Consider the following 25609-nt stretch of genomic DNA (forward strand, 5'->3'; position numbering starts at 1 on the left):
AGGCACGCCGCAGACGGGGCGCGTGCCTGCCCGATCGGTGGCGATACGCCGGCCAGCGTATCCCTCTTCCACTTGGAGAACACAGAATGAACAACAATGTGTTGCCGCGTTTCGTTCCGCGTACGTTCGCCGCGGGTTGTCTGCTCGCGATGGCGAGCGTGTCGCACGGTGCCGGCGTCTATGCACCCTATGTCGACGTGACGCTCTATCCGACGCCGCTGGTCGACCAGATCGGCGTGCGCCAGGGTATCCAGCAGTTCACGCTCGCGTTCGTGGTCGCGGGCAACGGCTGCGTGCCGTCGTGGGGCGGCGTGCAGCCGATCGGCAACGGCGCGAGCGGCGGCTTGCTGACCGCGCTGTCCACGTCGATCGCGAGCTACCGCGCGAAAGGCGGCGAAGTCGCCGTGTCGTTCGGCGGCGCGAACGGCACGCCGCTGATGCAGGCGTGCTCGACGGTCCCCGCGCTGAAGACCGCGTACCAGACGGTGATCGACACGTACGGCCTCACGCATATCGACTTCGACATCGAAGGCGCATCGCAGACGGACACCGCGGCGGTCGCGCGCAACTTCCAGGCGGTCGCGCAACTGCAGGCCGACTACGCGGCGAAGGGCAAGCCGCTGCACGTGACGCTGACGCTGCCGACGATGCCGACCGGGCTCACGCAGGACGGCGTGAACGTCGTCAACGCGGCGATCGCGAACAAGACCGCGTTCGACGCGGTGAACGTGATGGCGATGGATTACGGCCCGGCGAACCTCGACATGGGCGCCGCCGCGATCAGCGCCGCGCAGGCGCTCTACTCGCAGCTCGACACGGCGTTCAAGTCGGCCGGCCAGCCGAAGACCCACGCGCAGCTGTGGCAGATGGTCGGCGTCACGCCGATGATCGGCGTCAATGACGTGCAGGGCGAAACGTTCACGCTCGCGAATGCGCAGGCCGTGCTGAACGCGGCAGTCGCGAACGGCTACGGTTTCTTCGGCAACTGGTCGGTCGGCCGCGATCAGGCGTGCCCGTCCGGCGGCACGTACGCGTCGCCGACCTGCTCGGGCGTCGCGCAGCAGCCGTACGCGTTCGCGTCGATCTTCAGGAAGCTCGACGGCAAGTGGGGCGCGGGCGTCACGCAGGACCCGAACTACGGCGGCGGCTCGGGCGGCGGCACGCCGCAGCCGGGCGCGCCGTGGGCGGCCGGCCAGGTCTATACGGCCGGCGCGACGGTCACCTACCAGGGCACGACGTATCAGGCGCAATGGTGGACGCAGGGCGACGTGCCCGGCCAGGCGGCCGTGTGGAAGCCGATCGGCGGCGGCACGCCCGCGTGGTCGGCGACGACGGCCTACCAGGGCGGCACGTGCGTGACGTACCAGGGCGCGAAGTATTGCGCGAAATGGTGGACACAGGGCGACAACCCGAGCGCGGGCGGCGTGTGGGTGAAGTCGTGATGCCGTAATGCCGTAATGCGCGGCGGGTCGTCTCCGGCCTGAAGAACCGAACGCCGGCGACGCCCCGCTTCCGATGCCGGCGCGCGCCGCCGCCCTACCCGCGCGCGTGCTCGGCCAGCAGCCGCGCCTTCGCGTCGACGAGCAGCGCCGCATGCGTGTCGCGATGCTGGCGAATCCGCTCGGTCGGCCCGACCACCGACAGCCCGTACCAGTCGCCGTCGAGCGTCAGCGCAACCGCGATCGCCGACAGCTCGGGCGCGCTTTCGCCGAAGTTCTCCGCCCAACCGAGTTCGCGAAACCGCGCGGTCTGCGCGACGAGCGCCGGCAGATCGGCTACCGTCGCATCGGTGAAGCGTTCGAACGTCAGTTGCGCGCCGAGCGCCTGCTGCGCATCGCTCGCGAGTTCCGCGAAGATCGCCTTGCCGATCGAGTTCGCGTGCAGCGGGCGCAGCTCGCCCGGCTCGCGCGTATAGCGGATCGCCTGTTCCGATTCGACGACGTCGAGGTACGTGACCGACGCGCCCTGGATCTTGCCGAGCACGGCGGTTTCGCGGCTCGCGTCGCGCAGCGCGACGAGGTGCGGATGCACGATGTCGACGACCGGATCGGGCGCGTCGATCGCGGCGGCGACCGTCTGCAGGCGCCGCGTCGGGTAGTAGCCGCCGCGCTTGCGCACTTCGTACAGGTAGCCGCGGCTCACGAGCGTGCGCGCCATCGCGAGGCAGCTCGACGCCGGCACGTTGAGCAGGCGCGCGAGTTCGGTGAGCGGCAGCGGCCGCCGTTCGGCGGCGAACAGCTCGAACAGGTCGAGCGTGCGGGCAACGAGTTTGACGTCCATGACGAGCGCTTGATTCGAAACGGGAAGCCGCGCGCCGGGCGGGCCGCCGGTCGGTACGGTCAGTACGACTTCGGCAGCCCGAGCACCTTCTCCGCGATGTAGCACAGGATCAGTTGCGGGCTCACGGGCGCGAGCCTCGGAATCATACACTCGCGCAGGTAGCGCTCGACGTGGTATTCCTTCGCGTAGCCCATCCCGCCGTGCGTCGCGATCGCCGTCTGACAGGCCTGGAACGCGGCTTCCGCGCCGAGGTATTTCGCGGCGTTCGCCTCCGCGCCGCACGACTGGCCCGCGTCGTAGCGCGTCGCGGCCTTCATCACCATCAGCCACGCGGCCTCGAGCTGCATCCATGCGTGCGCGAGCGGATGCTGGATCGACTGGTTCTGCCCGATCGGCCGGCCGAACACCACGCGCTCGCACGCATACTGCGTCGCGCGGCGCAGCGCGGCCTGCCCGAGCCCGATCGCCTCCGCGGCGATCAGGATCCGTTCGGGGTTCAGCCCGTGCAGCAGGTAGCGGAAGCCGTCGCCTTCGTGGCCGATCAGGTCGTCGCGCGACACGCGCAGGTTGTCGATGAACAGCATGTTCGAATCGACCGCCTTGCGGCCCATCTTCTCGATTTCGCGCACCTCGACGCGCGAACGGTCGAGGTCGGTATAGAACAGGCTCAGCCCGTCGGTCGGCTTCGCGACCTGGTCGAGCGGCGTCGTGCGCGCGATGATCAGCATCTTGTTCGCCACCTGCGCGGTCGAGATCCAGATCTTGCGCCCGCTCAGCACGTAATGATCGCCGTCGCGGCGCGCCTGCGTGCTCAGGTGCGTGGTGTCGAGCCCGGCGTCGGGTTCGGTCACCGCGAAGCATGCCTTGTCGCGCCCGGCGATCAGCGGCGGCAGGAAGCGCGCCTTCTGCGCATCGTTGCCGAACACCTGCACCGGGTTCAACCCGAAGATGTTCATGTGGACGGCCGACGCGCCGGACAGTCCCGCGCCCGACGCGCTGATCGTGCGCATCATCAGCGCCGCCTCGGTCATCCCGAGCCCGGCGCCGCCGTAGGCCGGGTCCATCGCGATGCCCAGCCAGCCGGCCTCGGCGAGCGCCGCGTGGAAGTCGGCCGGAAACCCGCCCGCGCGATCGCGTTCGAGCCAGTAGTCGTCGCCGAAGCGTTCGCAGATTTTCTCGATCGCGCTTTCGATCGCGCGCTGGTCGTCGGTCAGGTCGAACCGCATGGACTGCTCTCCCGGCAAGCGTGAACGGTCGCGCCGCTCACAATGGAAACACGCCCGTCGCGACCGCGGCGAAGACCATCAGCACGGTGGCGGCGAACAGGAACGGAATCGTGAATTTCTGGTGCTCGGCGAGCTCGACGCCCGTCAGCCCGACGATCAGGAACGTCGCGGGCGTGAGCGGGCTCACCGGAAAGCCCGTCGTCATCTGGCCGAGCAGCGCGGCCTGCGCCATCTGGATCGGCGGCACGCCGAGCAGCTTGCCGCTCTCCGCGAGCACCGGCAGCACGCCGAAGTAGAACGAATCGGGATCGAACAGCAGGCTGAGCGGCATCGACAGCAGCCCGAGCACGAACGGCATGTGGCGCGCGTGTTCGACCGGCACGTGCGCGACGACGACCTCGGCCATCGCCTTCAGCATTCCGGTGCCGGACATGATGCCGGTGAACGCGCCGGCCGCGAGCAGCACGCTCGCCATCATCAGCGCGGCCTTCGCATGCGCGTCGATCCGCTCGCGCTGGGCCTGCACGTCCGGGTAATTGATCACGAGCGCGGCGACCGTGCCGAGCATGAACATCACCATCGGGTCGACGATGCCCGATACCAGCGTGACGAGCACGACGAGCGTCAGCGCGACGTTGATGCCGAAGCGGTTCGGCCGGCGCAACGCGCGTTCGGCGTCGGTCAGCTCGCGCGGCGCGATCGCGAGCGAGGCCGCGCCGGCGCGGTCGAGCCCGAGCCGTTTCGCCTCGCGCACGCCGAGCACCCAGGCGGTGCCGAACACGAACGCGAGCCCGACGATCTGCACCGGGATCATTGGCGTGAAGATCGCCGAACCGGGAATGTGCAGCGCGGCCGACGCGCGCAGCATCGGCCCCACCCACGGCAGGAAGTTGACGCCGGCCGCCATCGACGCGACGCACGCGAGGATGCGGCGATCCATCCCGAGCCGCGTGTAGAGCGGCATCATCGCGGGCAGCGTGACGAGAAACGTGACGGCGCCCGAGCCGTCGAGATGGATCAGCAGCGCGAGCAGCGCCGAGCCCGTCACGATGCGCGGCGGATGACAGCCGATCACGCGCAGCACGCCGGCGATGATCGGGTCGAGCATCCCCGCATCGGTGAGGACCCCGAAAAACAGAATCGCAAAAACGAACATCCCGGCGATCGGGCCGATGTTCTGTACGCCGTGCACGACGAACTTGCCGGTCTGCAGCCCGAAACCGGCCGCGAGCGACGCGGCCACCGGCACGACGATCAGCGCGACGAGCGGCGACAACCGCTTCGTGATGATCAGGCCGAACAGCGCGACGATGGCGGCCGCGCCGATCCATGCGAGCATGATGCGTCTCCTCTTCGGCCGGCGCGCATCGGGTGCGTGTCGATGCGCGGGCCGGCGTGATGTCCGAATGATGGTGTGCGCGACCGCGCACGGCCGTGCGCCGCGGAGCGGCACGGCCGGTGGCCGCGCTGCCGGTCAGGTTCGGCGGTCGCCGTGGTGGTCGTCGTCGTGCTCGTCCGCGAACACCTGCGCCGCATGTTCGTTCAGCGCGGGCGGCGGCCGCCGATAGGTGGCCGGCGTGCGGCCGAGCTTGATCGGCGACGCGATGCCGCGATGCCGGCCCAGCTCGACCTTCATCTGCCGATGCGCGACATGCGGATGGTCGAGCGCCGCATCGAGCCCGAGCACGGGCGCGCACGGCACGCCGCGGCGCATCAGTTGCTCGGCGAGCGTCGCGCCGTCGTGCGCGGCCAGCGCCGTTTCGAGCAGCGTGCGCAGCGCGGCGCGGTTCCGGCTGCGCGCGCGGTTATCCGCGAAACGCGGATCGTCGAGCCAGTCGCGCGTGCCGAGCACGTCGCACAGCGCGGCGAACTGCCCGTTGTTGCCCACCGCCAGAAAGATGTCGGCGCCCGCCGTCGGAAAACTGTCGTACGGCGTGATGTTCGGATGCGCGTTGCCGGTGCGCACGGGCGCCTGGCCCGAATGGAAGAAGTTCGGCGTATGCGGATGCAGGATCGACAGCGCGCAGTCGAACAGCGTCGATTCGACGAACTGGCCGCGGCCGCTCGCGTCGCGTTCGCGCAGCGCCATCAGCACGCCGAGCGCCGCGTTCAGCCCCGTGACGAGATCGACGATCGGCACGCCGATGCGCAGCGGCGCACCGCCGGCTTCGCCGTTGACGCTCATCAGCCCCGCGAGCGCCTGCACGGCCGCGTCGTAGCCCGGCAGCCCGCCGAGCGGGCCGTCCGCGCCGAAGCCCGACACGCGGCAATGAACGAGGCGCGGAAACCGCGCATGCAGCGCGTCGAACCCGAGCCCCCAGCGCTCCATCGTGCCGATCTTGAAGTTCTCGACGAGTGCGTCCGCGTGTTCGAGCAGGCCGAGCAGCCGTTCGCGATCGGCCGGCTGCGTCAGGTCGAGCGCGATGCCGAGCTTGTTGCGGTTCACGCCGAGGAAGTACGACGCGGTGTCGCCGTCGAACGGCGGGCCCCACGTGCGCGTCTCGTCGCCCGACGGCGGTTCGACCTTGATCACCTCCGCGCCGTGATCGGCGAGGATCTGGGTTGCGTACGGGCCGCCCAGCACCCGCGACAGATCGACGATGCGCAATCCCGCCAGCGCGCCCTGCTGCTCGTATTCCGCCATGCGTCTCGCTCCTGGTTCCGGTTGATCGGACTGCCCGTTCCGGACGCCCCGCCGCTCGCGCGCGGCTTCTCCGGATTCGGCGAATAATTCTTGTATGTGAATTTATATTCACGCACGGGAATTTTATTGTCAAGCCCGGATGGACCCGGCTGCCGCGCTCACGACATCGTCATGCGTCATCGGGGACGACACGGAACACGGGCCGGTTGCGGTGGCGCCCCGCCATTGGCTAAGCTGGCGGGCAACGTTCATCCCGAAAAATACGAGGCGGAATATCCATGAAACGGTTGTGGCTGGCGGCCTTCGTGCTGGCGTCGACGCTGGGCGTCGCACACGCGCAAAAACAGACGTTCCACTTCGGCGAAGGACAAACCGGGATGCCGGGCGTCGCGCCGCACACTGCCGCGCCGGCAGCCCGTCCGGCGCCCGCCCGCCGGCACGTGACCGCGCCGTCGCCTCATCACCGGCGGGCGGTTCACAAACGCCGCCATTCGCGGCGCGCGAAGCCGGCGCGCAGCGGGATCTATACGCACGCGTAAGCCGTGGTCCGTGGCGCGACCGCGGTGCACGGAACTGTCACGAACGGCCGGTACCATCGGCGCGGCGGCTTGCATGCCGTCGCCGCCTGCTGCCGCGCCCCGCGTGGCCGGCGCGCGCTTTTCTCCACGCTTCAGCACCTGTTTCGCCAGAACATGAGCACCGGGCCGGATACCCTCGCCGTCATCAAGGAACGCGCCACGATCGTGTGCCGACGCAGCAGCAGCGTGCTGCTGGTCGCCCGCACTGCCGCGCGCTGGTCGCTGCCCGGCGGCACGATCCGGGGCGGCGAGACGCCGCTCGAAGCCGCGCAGCGGGAGCTCGCGGAGGAAACGCGGCTGGAGGGGCTCGCGCTCGACTACGCGGTGCAGTTCGGCGGGCTGACGAAGCTGCATCACGTGTTCGTGGCCGACGTGCCCGCGCACCTGACGCCGCGCGCGAGCAACGAGATCGCCCGCTGCAAGTGGTTCGCCGTCGACCGGCTCGACACGCTGCGCGCGAGCGTGCCGACCCGCAAGATCATCGAGCTGCTGCGGCTCGACTGTTTTGCCGCGTTCGTGCGCGAGCCGCTTCGCTGAGGCCGACGCGGGCGCGCGCCCCGCTTGCCGCGATCACGCGCGCAGGAACGGGCCGGCCTTGCGTTCGAGCAGCGCGACGAGTTCGGGCTGCATGAACGCGTAGCGATCGGGGATGTCGAGGCAGACGATCTTCCGGTGCTTCAGGTGCGCGCCGAATTGCGCCGACAGTCGCGCCTTGTGTGCGCGCTCCATGACGAACACGATGTCCGCCCAGTCGAGTTGCTCGGCGGACAGCCGCACGTCGGCATCGGGCGCGAGGCACGCGGAATCGGTTTCGATGCCGGGCCATGCGCCGAACACCGCTTCGGCCGTCGGGCTGCGCAGCCGGTTGCGGCTGCAGATGAACAGTGCCCGTGTCATGTCGTTTCGCGGCCCCTCGGCGGCCGAGTCAACCTTGCGGAATCGTGCCCGGCCGCACGTACGCGAGCATGTGCGGCACGTAATCGGCCTTGCCGAGCTCGACGCCGTGGTGGCGCAGGATCGCGTACGCGGCGATCGCGTGAAAGTAGAACTGCGGCAGCGCCCAGTCGCGCATGTACTGTTCGCCCGTCATGTCGAACGCGATGCCGTTCGGCAGTTCGAGGCCGATCGGCAGCGCCGCGCCGCCGTCGAGCGCATCGGGTGCGAGTTCGCCGAGAAAGGCGAGCGTGCCGGCGATGATCGCCTGCGCGTCGGCCGGCGAACCAGGCTGGGCATCCGCGTTCCAGCCGGCTTCGCGCAAGGCCAGCAATGCAGCCGGCAGCGGCTCGCCGCGCAGCCGGTGAACCGGCTCCATCGCCTGGAAACACGAGAAGCGCACCTGGGCGGCGAGCGGATACATGTCGGGCGCGAGCCTCAGCATCATCGCCGCATCGGGCTCCTCGCCCGCGGCCTGCCGGTGCGCGACGGCCTTGTCGAGCCACGCGGACTGCGCACGCAGCATCTGGGTGTAGGTCGGAACGAGAAGTTGGGTCGGTGACACGTGCGCGCTCCTGTGCTGGGGGTTCGCGCCACACGATAGCAGCGTCGGCGCGAACCTGCATCCTGGCCGGGGCGCCGACGGGAGCGTTACGGCTTGCCGTGCCGCGCCAGGAACCGGTCGAGCTGCGACGCGAACGTCTTGCCGTCGCGCGCGCTGAACGGCGCCGGGCCGCCCGTATCGATGCCCGCGCTGCGCAACTGGTCCATCATCGCGCGCGTCGACAGGCGTTCCTCGATGTTCTCGCGGCTGAACCAGTTGCCGCGCGGGTCGAGCGCATGCGCGCCCTTGTCGAGCACCGCGGCGGCCAGCGGGATGTCGGCGGTGATCACGAGGTCGCCGGCTTCCGCCAGCTCGACGATGCGCGCATCGGCCACGTCGAAGCCGGCCGGCACCTGCACGGCCTTGATGAACGGCGACGGCGGCGTGCGCAGAAACTGGTTCGCGACCAGCGTCACGCAGATTTCGGCACGACGCGCAGCGCGAAACAGCATGTCCTTGATGACGGCGGGACACGCGTCGGCATCGACCAGTACTTGCATGGCGGGGGTTCCAGTGGGCGGAAGCAGAAGCGGCGATCATAGCGCACCGCCGGCCGGCCATCAGCCGGCGAGGTCCGTGCGCAGCGCGTCGGCCGTCACCCATTGCGCGCCCCACGCCGCGGCGAGCCGCGCACCCTGCCCGATCCGCACGGCCGTATCGTCGAAGTCGACGAACACGACGTGGTCGGCCGCCGCGGGTTTCGCCGGCATGTCGCGCGTTCGGCCGTCGGACAGCACCCACAGCCAGCGTGCCTTGCCGGGCGCGCGGCGAGCAGCACGGGCAAGCAACTGGGCGGCGGCCGCGATGCCGTGCGCAAGCGGCGTGCCGCCACCGCCTTCGACCGGTTCGAGCCAGCGCGCGTTCCACCAGCGCGGCACCGCCGGGCCGAAGCGCCGCGCGGCGCCGTGGCCGCCGAAGCAGACCAGCGCGGTTTCGACGCGTGCGCGCGCGGCCTGATCGAAATACGCGACGATCAGCCCCTTCGCGAGCGCGAGCCGCTCATTCGTCAGCATCGACGCCGAACAGTCGAGCACGAAGCAATGCAGCGCGTGCGGCGTGCCCGCGCGCTTTGCGAAACGCAGATGATCGCGATGCAGCGGGCTGCCGCGTTTCGCGGCGAGCGTCGCCGGCCACGCGACAGCCGTGCCCGCGCGCACCGTGCCCGGCACGCGCGCAGCGGCGCCTGACTGCCATCGAGGACCGCGAATGGCGTTCGCGGCGGCGCCGGCTCGATGGCTCAGCGTTTTTTTAGCGGCAGCGGCACCACGCCTTTCACGTCGCGCAGCCCGGCCGGTTCGGGCGGCAGGTAGCCCCAGTCGCCCTGCGACGCGGACGTGTCGGACTTGGTGTCGCCGGTCTCGCCCGGTCGGCCGTCGGGCCGTTGGTGCGGCTCCGGCGGCGAACGATCGTCGCCGAAGCCGTCGTGTCGCGACGACGGATGCGACGGCGGCGCCGCCGCATGGCGCCGATGCCGCAGCACGGCCTCGGCCACGCGCTCGACATGCGACACCGTCACCGCCTCCGCTTGCTCCAGCGCGGCAAGCGCACGCGCGGCGCGCAGCATCACGAGATCGGCCCGCAACCCGTCGACGGCCGCGTCGATGCACAGCGCGCTGACGCGCGCATGGACCGCATCGCCAAAATCCAGCGCCGGCAGCCGCGCGCGCGCCGCATGAATCCGCTCCGCGAGCACCCGCTGGGCAGCCGCATGACGCGCGCGAAACGCATCCGGATCGAGATCGAACGCAAGCCGCGCCTTCACGATCCGCTCGCGCTGGGCGGCGTCGAAGCAGTTCTCCAGTTCGACCATCAGCCCGAAGCGGTCGAGCAATTGCGGACGCAACTCGCCCTCTTCGGGATTCATCGTGCCGACCAGCACGAAGCGCGCGTCGTGCGCGTGCGACACGCCGTCGCGCTCGACGATGTTCACGCCGCTCGCGGCGACGTCGAGCAGCGTATCGACGAGCCCGTCGGCGAGCAGGTTCACTTCGTCGACGTACAGCACGCCGAGATGCGCGCGCGCCAGCAGGCCGGGCCGGAAGCGCACGCCGTTTTCGGCGAGCGCATGCGCGAGATCGAGCGTGCCGGTCACCTGCTCGTCGCTCGCCGACAGCGGCAGCGTGACGAACTGCCCTTGCGGCAGCAGCTCCGCGAGGCCGCGCGCGGCGGTCGATTTCGCGGTGCCGCGCGGGCCGCTGACGAGCACGCCGCCGAGCGACGGGTCGATCGCGGCAAGCAGCAGCGCCTGCTGCAACGCGTCCTGCGCGACGAGCGCCGCAAACGGAAAAACCGCGCGGGCGCGGGGCGTCGTCGGATCGGTCATCGCCGTCCTCCTTCCTGACGTTGTTCGCTGGCGAGCCAGAGCGCTTCGATCCGCTCGCGATAGTGGCCCGGCTGCTGCCACAGCCCGCGCTGCATCGCTTCGACGAAGCGTTCGCAGATGCCGTGCAGCGCCTTCGGGTTGTGCCGTTCGAGGAACGCGCGGATGGCGTCGTCGAACAGGTACGCGTCGGCGACGAGCGCGTACTGGTGATCGGACAGCACGCGCGCGGTCGCGTCATAGCCGTACAGGTAGTCGACGGTCGCCGCGAGTTCGGCCGCGCCCTTGTAACCGTGACGCTTCACGCCGTCGAGCCATTTCGGGTTGACGACGCGCGAGCGGATCACGCGGGCGATTTCCTCGCGCAGCGTGCGCATCTTCGGCGCGACCGGGTTCGCATGGTCGCCGTGGTAGATGCTCGGCTGCTGCCCGGACAGGTGCCGCACGGCCGCCGTCATCCCGCCCTGGAACTGGTAGTAGTCGTTCGAATCGAGGATGTCGTGCTCGCGGCTGTCCTGGTTCTGCACGACGACGTCGATCGTCGCGAGCCGCTCGCCGAACACGTCGGCCGCCGCGTCGCCCGCGCTGTTCTGCGCGTACGCATGGCCGCCCCATTGACGGTAGGCGTCCGCGAGATCGGCGTCGGTCTGCCAGCGGCGCTGGTCGATCAGGTCCTGCAGGCCCGCGCCGTAGCTGCCCGGCCGCGCGCCGAACACGCGCCAGCCGGCGCGACGCCGCGCTTCGTCGGGCGCCACGCCCTGCGCGATCCACTTCTCGCGTTCGCGCTCGATGCGCGCGCGGATCGGGTTCAGCGCCTCGGGCTCGTCGAGCGCGGCAACCGCCTGCACGGCCGCGTCGAACAGGTGCATCAGGTTCGGGAACGCGTCGCGGAAGAAGCCCGACACGCGCAGCGTCACGTCGATGCGCGGCCGGTCGAAGATCTCGATCGGCAGGATCTCGAAGTCGGTCACGCGATGGCTCCCATGCGCCCATTTCGGGCGCACGCCGATCAGCGCGAACGCCTGCGCGATGTCGTCGCCGCCGGTGCGCATCGTGGCCGTGCCCCAGACCGACAGCCCGATCGCGCGCGGATAGTCGCCGTGATCCTGCAGATGGCGCTCGATCAGTTGCTGCGCGGATTTCAGGCCGAGCGACCACGCGGCCTGCGTCGGCACCGCACGCGTATCGACCGAGTAGAAGTTGCGGCCAGTGGGCAGCACGTCGGGGCGGCCGCGCGACGGCGAACCGCTCGGCCCCGGCGGCACGAAGCGGCCGTCGAGCCCACGCAGCAGTTGACGCATTTCCTCGCCGCCGCACGCGTCGAGTGCGGGCAACAGCGTCGAACGCACGCGTTCGATCACCGCGCGCGTATGCGGCCATTCGCCGGGCGGCGGCATGTCGATGCCGGGATCTTCCGAAGCGGTTCCGCACACCGCGTTCAGCCAGTGCTGCGCGAGCCGTTCGAGCCGCTCGCGCGTATCGCCCGCATGCCGCCACGGCGACGCGTCGAGCCGCTGCAGCACAACCGGCCGCGGCCCGGTCCACGGCGCGGCCCAGTCGGCCGCGAGCGGATCGAACGCGTCGCCGAGCGCGAGATCGCGCGCGAGCGCGCCGATCAGCCCGGCGCGTTCGCCCTTGCCGTCGCCGACCGGAAAGCGTGCGAGCGCGAGCAGCGTGTCGCGCCGCTGGCGCGCGAGCGGCGACGCGCCGAACACGTGCAGCCCGTCGCGGATCTGCGCTTCCTTCAACTCGCACAGCCACGCGTCGACCCGCGTGAGCAGCGCATCCTCGTCGCCCGCATCGCGCGGCGGCGACACGCTCAGCTCGTCGTGCAGGCGATGCTCGGCGATCGTCGCGAGGATCGTCTTGCGCAGCAGCTTCGCGCGCCGCGCATCGACCATCAGCGCTTCGTAGTATTCGTCGACCTGCCGCTCGAGATCCTGCAGCGGGCCGTAGTTTTCCGCGCGCGTGAGCGGCGGCATCAAGTGATCGACGATCACGGCCTGCGCGCGGCGCTTCGCCTGGCTGCCCTCGCCCGGATCGTTGACGATGAACGGATACAGGTGCGGCAGCGGCCCGAGCGTCAGGTCGGGCCAGCACGCGTCGGACAGCGCGACGCTCTTGCCCGGCAGCCATTCGAGATTGCCGTGCTTGCCGAGATGGATGACCGCGTCGACGCGATACGCATCGCGCAGCCAGAAATAGAACGCGAGATACGCATGCGGCGGCACGAGGTCCGCATCGTGGTAGCTCGCGTAGTCGTTCTCGTCGCGCGAGCGCGACGGCTGGATGCCGACGAACACGTTGCCCGCGCGCCAGCCGGCGATCGTGAAACGCTGCTGCCGCAGCGTCGGGTCGGCTTCGGGCGGCCCCCAGCGTGCGTTCAGCGCATCGCGCACGGCGGCCGGCAGCCGCGCGAAACGCGCGACGTAGTCGGCCAGCGCATAACTCTGGAACGCGGGCCGCAGCGTGCGCACGGCGGGATCGTTGGTCACGCCTTCGGTGAGTCGCGCGATCAGCGCGTCGCCGTCGGGCGGCAGGTCGGCCACCGTATAGCCCGCGTCGCGCAGCGCCGCGAGCACGCGCAGCGCGGACGCCGGCGTGTCGAGCCCGACGCCGTTGCCGATCCGCCCCTCGCTTTGCGGATAGTTCGCGAGAATCAGCGCGATGCGCTTGTCGACGTTGTCCAGCGTGCGCAGCCGGCACCAGCCGCGCGCGAGCGCCGCGACGAACGCGATCCGCTCGGCATCCGGCTGGTAGCGCACGACGTCGACCTCGGTATGCGGGCAACGATACGCGAGCCCCTTGAAGCTCACCGCGCGCGTGACGATGCGCCCGTCGACCTCGGGCAGCGCGACATGCATCGCGATGTCGCGTGCATGCAGGCCCTGGTTGTCGGTCACCCACGCGTCGCGATTGCCGCCGGACAGGATCACCTGCAGCACCGGTGCGTCGCCGGCCAGCACGTCGTGCTCGGGGCTGTCGATCGCGCCGGCCGCGAACGCGGTGGTATTCAGCACGAGCGCGACGCCGTGCGCGTCGCAGAGCCGCGCGATGACCTCGCGGCTCACCGCGTCCTTCAGCGACGTCACCGCGATCGGCAGCGGATTCAGCCCTTCGTCGACGAGCGCGTCGGCCAGCGCGTCGAACACGGCCGTGTTCGCGGCCTGCCAGTGCGCGCGATAGAACAGGATCGCGACGACCGGCGCGCCGGGCGTCCAGCGCGGCCGCCAGTCGTCGACGCTCGCGCGGTCGCGCGCCGGGTGATACAGCGCGGCGGCCGGCAGCGGGCGCGGCGGTTCGGGTTCGTCGCCGAACCCGAACGTGTGAAACGCGATGCTGCGCAGCAGCGCGTCGGCGTTGTGCACGCCGCCTTCGCGCAGATAGCGCCACCACAGCCGGCACAGCTCGGGCCTGACCGTGCTCTTCGCGACGAGGTTCGGGTCCTCCTGCAGGTCGCCCGAGAACATCGCGAGCTGCTGCCCGCGCTTCGACGCGAGCGACACGGCCTGCTCGATTCCGTACGGCCAGTACGCTTCGCCGCCAAGATGATCGATCACGACCGTCTTCGCGTGGCGCAGCACGTCGTCGACGTAGAAATCGACCGACGCCGGCTGTCGCAGGAACGTGACGTTCGCGAGCCGTACGCTCGGGAACCCGGCCGGCAAGTGCGGCACGACGCTCGCGAGCAGCGACAGCGTCGTGTCGGCCGAACTCAGGATCACGATGTCGGCCGGCTGCTGGTCGATCCGGACGACGCCCTGCGTATCGTCGACGAAGCCGCCCGGCGTGGTGCGCAGCAGATGCATCGTGCGTTACGCCTGTTGCGGCTCGGCCGCGCACGCGGCGTCGAACGCGCGTTGCAGCGCGGCCGCGTCGAGGTCCTCGCCGATCAGCACGAAGCGGCTCGCGCGCGTTTCGCCGTCTTGCCAGCGGCGGTCGAAATAGCTGTCGAAGCGGCGGCCGACGCCCTGGATCACGAGCCGCATCGGCGCGCCGGGCAGCGCGGCGAAGCCTTTCGCGCGGTAGATCGTGTGCGCTTCGACGACACGCTGCAGCGCGGCGATCGTCGCGTCGCGCGAGCCCGCGTCGCCCGACACCACGACCGAATCGAAATCGTCGTGATGGTGATCGTGATCGCCGTCGTCGGCCGAGCCGTGATGGTCGTGCCGCAGATGGATCGTTTCCTCGGACGCCGATTCGAGGCCGAGCAGCATCGCCAGATCGAGCTCGCCGCGCGTCGCGCGCACGATCTTCACCTGCGGCGGGATTTCGTCGCGGATCGCGGTTTCGATCCGCGCGAATTCGGCGTCGGCGACGAGGTCGGCCTTGTTCACGATCACGAGATCGGCGGACGACAGTTGATCGGCGAACAGTTCGTGCAGCGGCGACTCGTGGTCGAGGTTCGGATCGGCGCGCCGCTGCGCGTCGACGGCCTGCGGGTTTTCCGCGAACTGGCCGCTCGCGGCGGCCGGGCCGTCGACGACGGTCACGACCGCGTCCACCGTGAAGCTGTTGCGGATCGTCGGCCAGTTGAACGCCTGCACGAGCGGCTTCGGCAGCGCGAGGCCCGACGTCTCGATCAGCACGTGGTCGATATCCGCGCGGCGCTCGACGAGCGCTTCCATCACCGGATAGAACTCTTCCTGCACGGTGCAGCACAGGCAGCCGTTCGCGAGTTCGTACAACTGGCCCGACGCTTCGCCCTGCGTGCCGTCGGCATCGTCGCAGCCGATGCCGCAGCCCTTGAGGATTTCGCCGTCGATGCCGAGCTCGCCGAATTCGTTGACGATCACCGCGATGCGGCGGCCCTCGGCGTGCTGCAGGATATGGCGCATCAGCGTCGTCTTGCCGCTGCCGAGAAAGCCCGTGACGATCGTGACGGGCAGCTTGCGTAGGGTCATGGTAGGTCCTGTGACGAGTATGGAATCAGGCCGGGATCGTCGCGTCGGCGGCGGCGTGGCGATTCAGCGGGCGAAGCGCGGGAACAGGGCCGCGCGATCCGGCCGGACTGCCGCAGGACGGGCGGAACAACGAATCGGGCATGGTGCTTCCTTGCGAACGGTCGACATCGTGAATGCCAACACGGCTGCCGCGGCCTCGCCCGCGCCGCCTGCCGTGCGTCGCGCGGAGCCCGCGCAGGCGCGGGCGGATCGGCGGAGACAGCGGGACATACCGGGCGTCGGGCCTGCTGCGGCCGTGGACGATGCGCCGCCTCCCCGCGGCGCTGAACCCCAACGTTTCGGCCGGTATCCGGGCTGACGAACACGCCGCTTCGCCTTCCCGGATACGCGCGGCATCCAGTGGCGGTCGTCCGCATGCGCACGGCATGCGGCGAAGCGGCGCTGCGTGGCGCTTGCGCGCGACGCGTTCGCTTACCGTTGCGGGGGCAGCACAGGTTGGCTCGACTGCGGTGCAGGCAGGCTCCCTGTTTCCCGTTTAACTGCGCACGCCGGAGCGGCGCGCGCGAGCACCAAAACGCGTGCGAGTGTAGGCGGCGGTGCAAGGAGCGTCAAGGCGAGCGGCCGGCCGCAAACGCGAATGATTGTCGTTTTCAACTGATCGAGATAAACTTCGCCCCACAACAATCCAGACGACCGCGCAACGGCAAGGTGAGGCAATCACTCAGTCATCCTTAAATTTCAATGTCGAAACGACAGATATCCGGGCGGTGCTTTCCTGCGCTGGCCCTGTCGCTGTGCTCGATCGCGGGCGTGGCTTCCTGCCCTGCCGCGGCGGCCGAGTTCGACGACGAGCTGCCCGCGCTCGAGGTGCGCAGCCGCCGTCATCCGAACGATCCGCGCGCCGAAAGCGTCAGCACGGCGACCCGCACCGCGAGCGATCCGCGCGACGTCCCGCAAACCGTCGACAGCGTCGCCGTCGAGGAAACGCTGTCCTATGGCGGCCGCACGCTGGCCGACGCGCTGGCCGGCGTGCCCGGTGTTTCCAATACGTCGGACACGCGCTTCGATGCGTTCCGCATTCGCGGCTTTTCCGGCGCGGGCGACCTGCTGCTCGACGGCATGCGCGACGATGCGCAGTACGTGCGCAGTCTCGGCAACATCGAACGCGTCGAAGTGCTGAAGGGGCCGGCGGCGGCGCTGTACGGGCGCGGCAGCGGCGGCGGCGTCATCAACCGGATCACCAAGCAGCCGCTGCCGGAAAACTTCGGGCATGTGTCGGCTACGACCGGCAGTGAGGGACGGCTCGGCGCGTCGGTCGATCTCAACCGGATGCTGTCGAGGGCGTGGAGCATGCGGCTCAATGCCGGACGCGAACACGCACGCAGCTTCCGCGATCACGTCGACGGCACGCGCCAATACGTCGCGCCGTCGATCAAATGGCAGGACGCGCGGCGCAGCTGGCTGCTGCAGTTCGAATACGACGTGTACCGGCGCGTGCCCGATCGCGGCATGCCGGCGCCGGTCGCCGCGGTCGATGCGGCCGGCAAGCCGGTCGCGTTCTCGCTGCCGTCCGCGCCACGGGCGACCTTCTTCGGCGCGCCGGGCCGCGACACCATCCGCGACGAGAACCTGAATTGGCGCTCGGTCTTCACGCACGCGCTCGGCGGCGACTGGGAATTGCGCCATACGCTCGCCGTGCTCGACTTGCGCAGCACCTTCGACAATACCTACGTCACGCAAGGCTACGTCGCGAAGCCGCGCGACTACCGGCGCGTGCAACGGGCACGCTACCTGCAGGACATGACGCATCTCAACGTGCAGACCGGCGTCGAACTGAGCGGCAAGGTCGCGACCGGGCCGGGCCTGCATCACCTGCTGTTCGGCATCGAATACGGCTGGCAGAAACGCGCGCCGACGCTCCGGCAGGCCGACGCGGCGCCGATTCCGATCAGCGGACCGGATCGTTTCGCACTGGCCGGCTCGACGCCGCGCCCATACGCGACGAACCGCCACTGCGTCAGCGACTATGCGATCTTCGCGCAGGACCGCATCGACCTCGGGCGCGCGTGGAAACTGCTCGGCGGCCTGCGCGCGGAGCGTTTCGACGTCGATTCGACCAACGTGCTGAACAACCTGCGTTCGCGGCGCGCGACGACGGCATGGAGCCCGCGGCTCGGTGTCGTGTGGTCGCCGGTCGGCGCGCACAGCCTGTATGCGTCATACAGCAAGAACTTCGCGCCGGTCGGCGGCGACCTGATCGGCATCACGCCCGACGCGCGCGGCAACGCCAACGATCTCGGCCCGCAATACACGCGCCAATACGAGATCGGCGTGAAAAGCGACTGGCGCGACGGCGCGCTGAGCACGACGCTCGCGCTGTTTCAGCTCGATCTGTACAACCGCCGCGTGGCCGACCCGGTTCGGCCGGGGTTTTTCGACCTCACCGGTCTCGAACGCAATCGCGGCCTGGAACTGGGCGTCGCCGGCCGGCTCGCGGGCGACTGGTTCGTCCGCGGCGGCATCGGCTGGCAACACGCACGAGTGGTCGACGCCGAACCGAAGTACGCGGGCAAGCGGTCGTCGGGCGTGTCGGCGTCGAACGGCAGCCTGTTCGTCGGCCATGCGCCGCTGCGCGGATTGTTCGCCGAACTCGGGGTCGTGTACGAAGGTGCGCGTTACGCCGATCGCGACAACCTGCTCGAACTGCCCGCCTACGTGCGCTGGGACGGCAAGGCCGGATATCGGACGCGCGACCTGGAGGTGACGCTGGCGGTCGTCAACCTGACCGATCGCGACTACTACGCGAATGCGACGAGCGTCGCGCAGATCATGCCCGGCGCGCCACGCACGTTCACGCTGACGGCGACGTACAAGTTCTGACCGGGCGCGTGGTCCCGACCCCGGCGCAGCCGGCCCGCCGGGGCCGCTCGTGCGTTGCATGCGTGTGCTATCGTATGCGCCGCGTTCGGTGCTCGCATGCGCATTCCGCGCATGCAGTTAAACGGGAAACAGGAGGCGGATCGCCGCCCGGCCTGTGCTGTCCCCGCAACGGTACGCCGCCCGCGCATCGCGCTTTCCCGCGCGTGCGCCCAGGCCGCCCGCGATGCCACTGCCCGTCAACGGGCGGGAAGGCTGCGGCCTGGCAAGCGGCCAGCCCGGATACCGGCCGACGCAAGGGGCGAGCGCGATGCTCGCCGAACGCCCGATCCGCGGGGGACGGATGGGGTGCGCATTCCACCCGCGTTCGCGCAGGTTTCGTCCGATCCGCCCATGCACTGCCTGCCCGCCGGCCGCCGATGTGCCGTCCGCCTGCCCCGTTCCATCGTTTCGACACGGTGCGCGCCGTGCCGCGCGCGATGAGCCGCGCGTGGCTCGTCGGTGCCGGCCCGGGCGACGCCGACCTGCTGACGCTCAAGGCCGTGCGCGCGATCGGCACGGCCGACGTGCTGCTCGTCGACGATCTCGTGAACCCCGACGTGCTGCGCCATGCCCGTGCCGATGCGCTGATCGAGCACGTCGGCAAGCGTGGCGGCCATGCATCGACGCCGCAGGAGACGATCGTCGCCGCGATGCTCGCGCACCTGCGCGCGGGCCGCAGCGTCGCGCGGCTCAAGGGCGGCGATCCGTTCGTGTTCGGCCGCGGCGGCGAGGAACTGGTCGCGCTCGGCGCGGCGGGCTTTCCGGTGGAAGTCGTCAACGGCATTACCGCGGGCATCGCCGCGCCGGCCGCGCTCGGCATTCCGGTCACGCACCGCGGCGACGCGCAGGGCGTGATCTTCGTCACCGGCCACGGCGCGGGGGCCGACGAGCCCGACTGGCGCGCGCTCGCGGCCACCCGCATGACGATCGTGATCTACATGGGCATCCGCCGGCTCGACGCGATTGCCGCCGCGCTGCGCGACGGCGGCCTGCCCGGCGACACGCCGTGCGCGGCGATCGAGAACGCCACGCGCCCCGCCCAGCGCCACGTACGCGCGACGCTCGATACGCTCGTCGCGCGCGTCGGCGAGACCGGTATCGGCTCGCCGGCGATCGTCGTGATCGGCCGCGTCGCCGCGCTCGCCGACGATCCGGCAGTGCGTGCGGCGCTCGGCGGCCGCGCATGATGCGCGTCGCGCTCGGTATCGGCTTTCGCGCGGGCGTCACGGCCGCGCAACTCGATGCCGCGATCCGCGCCGCGCTCGCCCGCTACCCGGGCGCCGAGCCGGCGCTCGTCGCGACGCTCGCCGCCAAGGCACGCGCCCGCGCGCTGCGCACGCTGTGCGCGCGCCGTGGCTGGCCGCTCGTCGCGTTCGACGCGGCGCAACTCGCGAGCCGTCCGGAACTGGCCGCGAGCGGCCCGTCGGAGGCCGCGCTCGCCCGCTTCGGCATCGCGGGCGTGGCCGAGCCGTGCGCGCAGCTCGCGGCGCCGCACGGCCGGTTGCTCGGCCCCAAATCCATCCGGGACGGCGTGACGGTCGCGCTCGCCGGCCCGCTTTGAACCCGTTGTTTCGCTTTCGACAGGACGATTCCCGATGAAGACCGATTCCGAATCCCATCAGCGGATGGCCGAACGCCGCCGCGCCGGCCACGAGAAGAAGCAGGCCGCCGCCACGCAGGAAAAGGGCCTGCTGATCGTCCACACCGGTAACGGCAAGGGCAAGAGCACGGCCGCGTTCGGGATGGCCGTGCGCGTGCTCGGCCACGGCATGCGGCTCGGCGTCGTGCAGTTCATCAAGGGGGCGCTGCATACGTCCGAGCGCGACTTCCTCGGCGCGGTCGCGCAATGCGATTTCGTGACGATGGGCGACGGCTATACGTGGAACACGCAGAACCGCGACGCCGACATCGCGACCGCGCGCAAGGGCTGGGACGAGGCGCGCCGGATGATCGACAGCGGCGACTACCGGATGGTGATCCTCGACGAGCTGAACACCGTGCTGAAGTACGAATACCTGCCGCTCGACGAAGTGCTCGCGACGCTCGTCGCGCGTCCGGCGTCGGTGCACGTCGTCGTCACCGGGCGGCACGCGCCCGATGCGCTGATCGATGCGGCCGATCTCGTCACCGAAATGCGGCTCGTCAAGCATCCGTACAAGGAGCAAGGCGTGAAGGCGCAGCGCGGCGTGGAGTTCTGAGCATGCCGGCCTGCCCCGCGCTGTTCGTCAGCGCGCCCGCGTCGGGCCAGGGCAAGACGTCGGTGACGGCCGGCCTCGCGCGGCTGCACCGCCGGCTCGGCCGCCGCGTGCGCGTGTTCAAGACCGGGCCCGATTTTCTCGATCCGATGCTGCTCGAACGCGCGAGCGGCGCACCCGTGCATGCGCTCGACCTCGGGATGGTCGGCGCGGCCGGGTGCCGCGCGCTGCTCGCCGAGGCCGCGCGCGACGCGGACCTGATCCTGATCGAAGGCGTGATGGGATTGTTCGACGGCACGCCGAGCAGCGCCGATCTCGCGGTCGCGTTCGGCGTGCCGGTCGTCGCGGTGATTTCGGCGAAGGCGATGGCGCAGACGTTCGCGGCGATCGCGTTCGGGCTCGCGCGGTTCCGGCCCGAGGTGCCGTTTCACGGCGTGCTGGCCAACCGCGTCGGCTCGGCGCGGCATGCGGAATTGCTGCAACAGGCGCTGCCCGGCGACCTGCGCTGGCTCGGGCACGTGCCGGCCGATGCGGGTATCGCGTTGCCGGAGCGGCATCTCGGCCTGCATCGGCCGGCCGATATCGACGATCTCGATACGCGGCTCGACCGCGCGGCCGACGTGCTCGCGCAGACGCCGCTGGCCGAGTTGCCGCCGGCCGTCGCGTTCGCGGAGCCGGACGCGGCCGCGCCGCTGCCGCGCGCGCTGGCCGGCAAGCGGATCGCGGTCGCGCGCGATGCGGCGTTTTCGTTCATCTATCCGGCGAATCTCGCGTTGCTGGACGCGCTCGGTGCGGCGCTGCGGTTCTTCTCGCCGCTTGCCGACGAACCCGTGCCCGACGATTGCGACGCGCTGTTCCTGCCGGGCGGCTATCCGGAACTGCATGCGGCGACACTGGCGGTAAATGCCGTGACCGCACGGACGATTCGTGCGCATGCGGCAGCCGGCCGGCCGATCGTCGCGGAATGCGGGGGGATGGTGTATCTGGGCGAATCGCTGACCGACGTGGACGGCTCGACGACGCCGATGCTCGGGCTGCTGCCGGGCCACGCGACGATGCAGCGCCGGTTCGCCGCGCTCGGGATGCAACAGCTCGATACGCGCACCGGGCCGATGCGCGGTCATACGTTTCATTATTCGCGGCTGGATACGCCGCTGGCGCCGGTCGCGACCGCCGCCCGGCCCGATGGCGAGGCCGGCAGCGGTGAAGCCGTTTATCGCAGCGGCGCGATCGTCGCGACGTACATGCACATGTACTGGCCGTCGAATCCGGACGCGGTCGTGGCGTTGTTCAGCGGGGAAGCGTTCTGAACGATCGATGTCGTGCGTGCATGACGCGGCACAAAGCCTGTCGAGATTGAGCGTTGCCTTGTAGCGACTACAGCTCGGCGGTATAGCGCCAAACGTCTTCAAGGTCGAGTTCAGCCAACGGGGTCGGCCGAAGTTGCCTGCCTTTAACCGCCATGCGTTGCCCGCATGCGGGCCAGGATTTGGGTACGTTTCGTATTCGGCCCCGCCGAAGTCGGGCCGATGGTCGGCCCAGTGCCTCATGTCTCGCCGCCTCCATCACACCAGAAACGCCTCGGTCAGCTTGACCCAGTACGATGCGCCGGTCGGCAATGCCGCGTCGTTGAAGTCGTAGCCGGGGTTGTGCACCATGCAACCGCCCTCCCCGTCGCCGTTGCCGATGATCAGGTAGCAACCCGGCCGTTTCTCGAGCAGGAACGCAAAATCCTCGCTGCCGGTGAGCGGCACCATCCCGTCGATCAGATTGGCTTCGCCGACCCATTCGCGCGCGACGCCGCGCGCGAACGCCGTCATCTCCGCGTCGTTGACGAGCACCGGATACCGGCGCTGGTAGTCGATCGTCGCACTCGCGCCGAACACGGCCGCCTGCGCATGCACGACCTCCTTGATGCGCGTTTCGAGCAAGTCGCGCACGTCGGGCTTCAGCGCACGCACCGACAGGCGCATCTGCGCGCGATCGGGAATCACGTTCGGCGCTTCGCCCGCGTGGATCGCACCGACCGTGACGATCGCCATGTCGAGCGGCGACACGTTGCGCGACACGATCGTCTGCAGCGCGACGACGATGTGCGCGCACACGACGACCGGATCGATCGCGCGGTGCGGCACCGCGCCGTGGCCGCCGCGGCCCTGCACGTCGATGACGACCGTATCCGACGACGCCATGAACGGCCCCGGCAGGAAACCGAATGTGCCGGTCGGGAAGCCCGGCATGTTGTGCATCGCGAAGATCGCGTCACATGGAAATTGCTCGAACAGCCCGTCGTCGAGCATCTTCTTCGCACCGCCGAGCCCTTCCTCGGCCGGCTGGAAAATCAGGTTCAGCGTGCCCGAGAAGCGGCGTTCGCGCGCGAGGTGCTTCGCGGCCGCGAGCAGCATCGCCGTGTGGCCGTCGTGGCCGCACGCGTGCATCTTGCCCGCGATCGTGCTCTGGTACGGCAGGCCCGTGGCTTCGTGGATCGGCAGCGCGTCCATGTCGGCGCGCAGGCCGAGGCGCCGCTGGCCGTCGCCCACTTTCAACTGCGCGACGACGCCGGTGCCGCCGAGCCCGCGATGCACGGCGTAGCCCCACGACTGCAACTGTTCGGCGACGAGGTCGCTCGTCGCGAATTCCTCGAAACCCAGTTCGGGGTGAGCATGAATGCGGTGCCGGATCTCGATCATTTCGTCGGCGAGGCCTGCGGGGATCACGCTGTGCGTCACGGTGTCGTCTCCTGTTGTCCAGTAGGGAATGTGCAGGCAAGGATAGTTCGTTAAGCGGCAACCGGGCAGACAGAAAGTCGTCGTGGAGACAACCGTTGATTGCCGGTCGAATCGCTCTCCCGTCCGGACGACTGCCGCCTCCGTGCGGCACGCGCGACACTGTGCGTTCAGGCTCGAATTTTCACGTGGAGGTGATCGTTGATGGCGGTTCAGTGCCCCGGAATAATCCCTTTGTATCAACGGCTTGAAAACGTTTGTTCATTTTTTGACGGTTGTACATTTTTTGTGTACGCTGACAAAACAGTGAACAAGCGACCCTCGGTGATGCCTGCGAATGTCCCCCTCCCGATATCGGAACAGCACGTGCTCGACGAAGCGTGTGCCGCGTTCGGCCGCGCGACCCGGCGCTTCGCCGCGCGGCCCGTGCGCGTGCCGGCGGCGTACCAGGCGCGCGCCGACGCAATGATCCGCTTCGACATCGCCGGGCAGACCTTCGAGATGCCGGCGGCCGTGAGTGTCGGCGTCGAGTCGCTGCAGGGCGCGCTCGCGGCGCTGCGTCGCCGCGGCGGCACGCCGGCGCCGGGCGAGCGGCCGCTGATGCTGGTCGCGCCTTATTTTTCCGCCGAACTGGCCGCCCGCCTGACCGAGCACGACATCCCGTTTCTCGATACGGCAGGCAATGCGAGCCTGATCCAGCCGGAGGCCACCCTGATGATCTCCGGCCGCCCGAAACCTGCGCGCACGCCGCGCCGTCAGGCGTCGCGCGCGACCACGCCGAAGGGGCTCGCCGTGATGTTCGCGCTCGCGACGCAACCGGGCCTCGTCGCGCAGTCGTACCGGGCGATCGCCGCCGCGTCGGGCGTCGCGCTCGGCACGGTCAACCTCGCGATGGACGACCTGATCGCGCGCGGCCTCGTCGCGCAGCGGCGCAACGGCGAACGGCTGATGCCGGACTGGCCGCGCTTCCTGCAGGAATGGGTCGCGCTGTACCCGAGCCGCCTGCGCGCGAAACTGCCGGCCCGGCGGTTTGCCGCGCTCGCCCCCGACTGGTGGCGCGGCTTCGATTTCGCCGCCTTCGATGCGCGGCTCGGCGGCGAAGCGGCGGCCGATCTGCTCACGCACGACCTGAAGCCGGCGGCGATCACCGTCTATACGCACGGCGCCGTGCCGAACCGCCTGCTGCTGCAAGCCCGCTTGCGCCCGGACGAGCACGGCGACGTCGAGCTGCTCGAAGCGTTCTGGCCGCAGTTGCCGACGCCCGACTGGCGCGAGCACGATGTGCCGCTCGTGCCGCCGCTCCTGATCTACGCGGATCTCGTCTCGTCCGGAGACAGCCGCAATCTTGCCGCCGCCGAACATATCCATGACCGATACCTCGCCCACCCGCCCGCTTGAAATCGACGCGCGCCGGCCGCTCGAGCCGGCGGCGGTCGCGCTGCTGCAGGCGGTCGGCGCGGCCTGCGCGCGGCTCGACGCGGCATTCGTCGTGGCCGGCGCGACCGCGCGCGACATCCTGATGTGGCATGTCCACGGCATCCGTCCGGTGCGTGCGACGCGCGACGTCGACGTCGCCGTGTGCGCGGTCAGCTGGCCGTTTCATGAACGGCTCGTCGATGCACTCGTCGCGACCGGGCAGTTCGCGCGCGCGCCGAAGCATCGGCAAAAGCTGCTGTTCGACAGCGGCTCGCCGGGTTTTCGCACCGAACTCGATCTGGTGCCGTTCGGGCCGCTCGAAACGCCGCCCGGCGAGATCGCATGGCCGCCGGGCGGCGACTTCGTGCTGAACGTGCTGGGGTTTCAGGAGGCGGTCGATACGGCGCTCGCCGTGTCGATCGGCGCCGGCATCACGGTGCCGGTGGCGAGCCTGCCGGCGCTCGCGCTGCTGAAGCTGCTCGCGTGGAAGGACCGGCGCGCGCGCCAGAACAGCGACGCGTACGACCTGCTGTTCCTGCTCACGCATTTTCACGACGCGGGCAATCGCGAGCGGATCTGGGACGTCGCGCCCGACCTGCTCGAACGACATGGCTTCCAGCCGGAGCTGGCGGCAGCGGCGCTGCTCGCACGCGACGCGAAGCGGATCGCGTCACCGCACACGCACGACGCCATTCACGCGCTGTTATCCGACGACGCGACTTACGCGACGCTCGGACAGGATCTGCAGGCCCGCGCGTTCGCGCTGTTGCCCGGTGAATTCAATGACGACGCGGACCGGTATCTCGATGCGTTCCGCGACGGCTTCCTGGCGGATCCGCTCGTCCATCGGGCGTGACATCACGC

At 70.0% G+C, this 25609-nt stretch carries 22 protein-coding genes and 2 riboswitches; of the genes, 10 read left to right on the forward strand and 12 right to left on the reverse strand.

The features are described from left to right. Nucleotides 1-86: 86 nt before the first annotated feature. Complete coding sequence (locus HWX62_RS14460; RefSeq protein WP_175929188.1) at nucleotides 87-1442, forward strand: chitinase; 1356 nt, start codon at nucleotides 87-89, stop codon at nucleotides 1440-1442. A gap of 94 nt (nucleotides 1443-1536) precedes the next feature. On the opposite strand, the gene HWX62_RS14465 is transcribed toward HWX62_RS14460, so the two are convergent. The 4 genes from HWX62_RS14465 to HWX62_RS14480 all read right to left on the reverse strand — a co-directional run bounded on the left by HWX62_RS14465 (nucleotide 1537) and on the right by HWX62_RS14480 (nucleotide 6150). Beyond that, entirely contained in the window at nucleotides 1537-2280 is a 744-nt protein-coding gene (locus HWX62_RS14465; RefSeq protein ID WP_175929189.1) for an IclR family transcriptional regulator, read from the reverse strand. A gap of 59 nt (nucleotides 2281-2339) precedes the next feature. Further along, nucleotides 2340-3506 carry an acyl-CoA dehydrogenase family protein gene (locus HWX62_RS14470; protein ID WP_175929190.1) on the reverse strand — a complete coding sequence of 389 codons (1167 nt, stop codon included), beginning with the start codon at nucleotides 3504-3506 and terminating at the stop codon, nucleotides 2340-2342. A 37-nt stretch (nucleotides 3507-3543) separates the two neighbouring features. Then, the gene (locus tag HWX62_RS14475) at nucleotides 3544-4845 is read right to left on the reverse strand and encodes a citrate:proton symporter (RefSeq protein ID WP_175929191.1); all 1302 of its coding nucleotides are present in this window, start codon (nucleotides 4843-4845) and stop codon (nucleotides 3544-3546) included. Nucleotides 4846-4980: 135 nt separating this feature from the next. Continuing rightward, complete coding sequence (locus tag HWX62_RS14480) at nucleotides 4981-6150, reverse strand: CoA transferase (RefSeq protein ID WP_175929192.1); 1170 nt, start codon at nucleotides 6148-6150, stop codon at nucleotides 4981-4983. Nucleotides 6151-6428: 278 nt separating this feature from the next. Between HWX62_RS14480 and HWX62_RS14485 the strand changes: the two genes are divergently transcribed. Together HWX62_RS14485 and HWX62_RS14490 are read left to right on the forward strand one after the other, a co-directional pair. Next, on the forward strand, nucleotides 6429-6689 hold the full coding sequence (locus HWX62_RS14485) for a hypothetical protein (RefSeq protein ID WP_175929193.1): 261 nt from the start codon (nucleotides 6429-6431) through the stop codon (nucleotides 6687-6689). Nucleotides 6690-6842: 153 nt separating this feature from the next. After that, on the forward strand, nucleotides 6843-7265 hold the full coding sequence (locus HWX62_RS14490; protein ID WP_175929194.1) for an NUDIX hydrolase: 423 nt from the start codon (nucleotides 6843-6845) through the stop codon (nucleotides 7263-7265). 33 nt (nucleotides 7266-7298) lie between these two features. Here the strand turns inward: HWX62_RS14490 and HWX62_RS14495 are convergent, their stop codons facing one another. The 7 genes from HWX62_RS14495 to cobW all read right to left on the reverse strand — a co-directional run bounded on the left by HWX62_RS14495 (nucleotide 7299) and on the right by cobW (nucleotide 15489). Then, nucleotides 7299-7625, reverse strand: a complete 327-nt coding sequence (locus HWX62_RS14495) for a low molecular weight protein tyrosine phosphatase family protein (RefSeq protein ID WP_175929195.1) — start codon at nucleotides 7623-7625, stop codon at nucleotides 7299-7301. 28 nt (nucleotides 7626-7653) lie between these two features. Next, nucleotides 7654-8226 carry a DUF1993 domain-containing protein gene (locus tag HWX62_RS14500; protein ID WP_175929196.1) on the reverse strand — a complete coding sequence of 191 codons (573 nt, stop codon included), beginning with the start codon at nucleotides 8224-8226 and terminating at the stop codon, nucleotides 7654-7656. Between the two features lie 86 nt (nucleotides 8227-8312). Then, entirely contained in the window at nucleotides 8313-8765 is a 453-nt protein-coding gene (locus HWX62_RS14505; protein WP_047900659.1) for a YaiI/YqxD family protein, read from the reverse strand. A 60-nt stretch (nucleotides 8766-8825) separates the two neighbouring features. After that, complete coding sequence (locus tag HWX62_RS14510; RefSeq protein ID WP_175929197.1) at nucleotides 8826-9434, reverse strand: VWA domain-containing protein; 609 nt, start codon at nucleotides 9432-9434, stop codon at nucleotides 8826-8828. A gap of 68 nt (nucleotides 9435-9502) precedes the next feature. After that, a complete protein-coding gene (locus HWX62_RS14515; protein ID WP_175929198.1) occupies nucleotides 9503-10588 on the reverse strand; it encodes an ATP-binding protein in 1086 nt (361 codons plus the stop codon). After that, entirely contained in the window at nucleotides 10585-14394 is a 3810-nt protein-coding gene (gene cobN / locus HWX62_RS14520) for a cobaltochelatase subunit CobN (RefSeq protein WP_175929199.1), read from the reverse strand. Before cobN ends, HWX62_RS14515 begins: the two co-directional genes overlap by 4 nt. A 6-nt stretch (nucleotides 14395-14400) precedes the next feature. Further along, nucleotides 14401-15489, reverse strand: coding sequence for a cobalamin biosynthesis protein CobW (gene cobW, locus HWX62_RS14525; protein ID WP_175929200.1), 1089 nt, complete (start codon nucleotides 15487-15489; stop codon nucleotides 14401-14403). A gap of 322 nt (nucleotides 15490-15811) precedes the next feature. Then, nucleotides 15812-16078, reverse strand: a riboswitch (cobalamin riboswitch). A 221-nt stretch (nucleotides 16079-16299) separates the two neighbouring features. Between cobW and HWX62_RS14530 the strand changes: the two genes are divergently transcribed. From HWX62_RS14530 to HWX62_RS14550, 5 genes are all read left to right on the forward strand, one after another. Next, entirely contained in the window at nucleotides 16300-18369 is a 2070-nt protein-coding gene (locus HWX62_RS14530; RefSeq protein ID WP_244136041.1) for a TonB-dependent siderophore receptor, read from the forward strand. Nucleotides 18370-18438: 69 nt separating this feature from the next. After that, nucleotides 18439-18675: riboswitch (cobalamin riboswitch) on the forward strand. A gap of 110 nt (nucleotides 18676-18785) precedes the next feature. Continuing rightward, nucleotides 18786-19595 carry a uroporphyrinogen-III C-methyltransferase gene (gene cobA / locus HWX62_RS14535; protein WP_175929202.1) on the forward strand — a complete coding sequence of 270 codons (810 nt, stop codon included), beginning with the start codon at nucleotides 18786-18788 and terminating at the stop codon, nucleotides 19593-19595. After that, nucleotides 19592-19969 carry a cobalamin biosynthesis protein gene (locus HWX62_RS14540; protein ID WP_175929203.1) on the forward strand — a complete coding sequence of 126 codons (378 nt, stop codon included), beginning with the start codon at nucleotides 19592-19594 and terminating at the stop codon, nucleotides 19967-19969. The genes cobA and HWX62_RS14540 overlap by 4 nt, the downstream gene beginning before the upstream one ends. Nucleotides 19970-20003: 34 nt before the next feature. Beyond that, nucleotides 20004-20606 carry a cob(I)yrinic acid a,c-diamide adenosyltransferase gene (gene cobO, locus HWX62_RS14545; protein ID WP_034207296.1) on the forward strand — a complete coding sequence of 201 codons (603 nt, stop codon included), beginning with the start codon at nucleotides 20004-20006 and terminating at the stop codon, nucleotides 20604-20606. A gap of 2 nt (nucleotides 20607-20608) precedes the next feature. Next, nucleotides 20609-21913 carry a cobyrinate a,c-diamide synthase gene (locus HWX62_RS14550; protein WP_175929204.1) on the forward strand — a complete coding sequence of 435 codons (1305 nt, stop codon included), beginning with the start codon at nucleotides 20609-20611 and terminating at the stop codon, nucleotides 21911-21913. 255 nt (nucleotides 21914-22168) lie between these two features. Here HWX62_RS14550 and HWX62_RS14555 read toward each other — a convergent pair whose 3' ends face one another. Further along, nucleotides 22169-23332 carry a M20 aminoacylase family protein gene (locus HWX62_RS14555; RefSeq protein WP_175929205.1) on the reverse strand — a complete coding sequence of 388 codons (1164 nt, stop codon included), beginning with the start codon at nucleotides 23330-23332 and terminating at the stop codon, nucleotides 22169-22171. A gap of 324 nt (nucleotides 23333-23656) precedes the next feature. On the opposite strand from HWX62_RS14555, the gene HWX62_RS14560 reads away from it, so the two are divergent. Together HWX62_RS14560 and HWX62_RS14565 are read left to right on the forward strand one after the other, a co-directional pair. Continuing rightward, a complete protein-coding gene (locus HWX62_RS14560; RefSeq protein ID WP_175929291.1) occupies nucleotides 23657-24727 on the forward strand; it encodes a type IV toxin-antitoxin system AbiEi family antitoxin in 1071 nt (356 codons plus the stop codon). Continuing rightward, nucleotides 24696-25601, forward strand: coding sequence for a nucleotidyl transferase AbiEii/AbiGii toxin family protein (locus HWX62_RS14565; RefSeq protein WP_175929206.1), 906 nt, complete (start codon nucleotides 24696-24698; stop codon nucleotides 25599-25601). Before HWX62_RS14560 ends, HWX62_RS14565 begins: the two co-directional genes overlap by 32 nt. Nucleotides 25602-25609: the final 8 nt, after the last annotated feature.

Source organism: Burkholderia sp. BCC0506 (assembly GCF_902833145.1).
Taxonomy (GTDB): domain Bacteria; phylum Pseudomonadota; class Gammaproteobacteria; order Burkholderiales; family Burkholderiaceae; genus Burkholderia.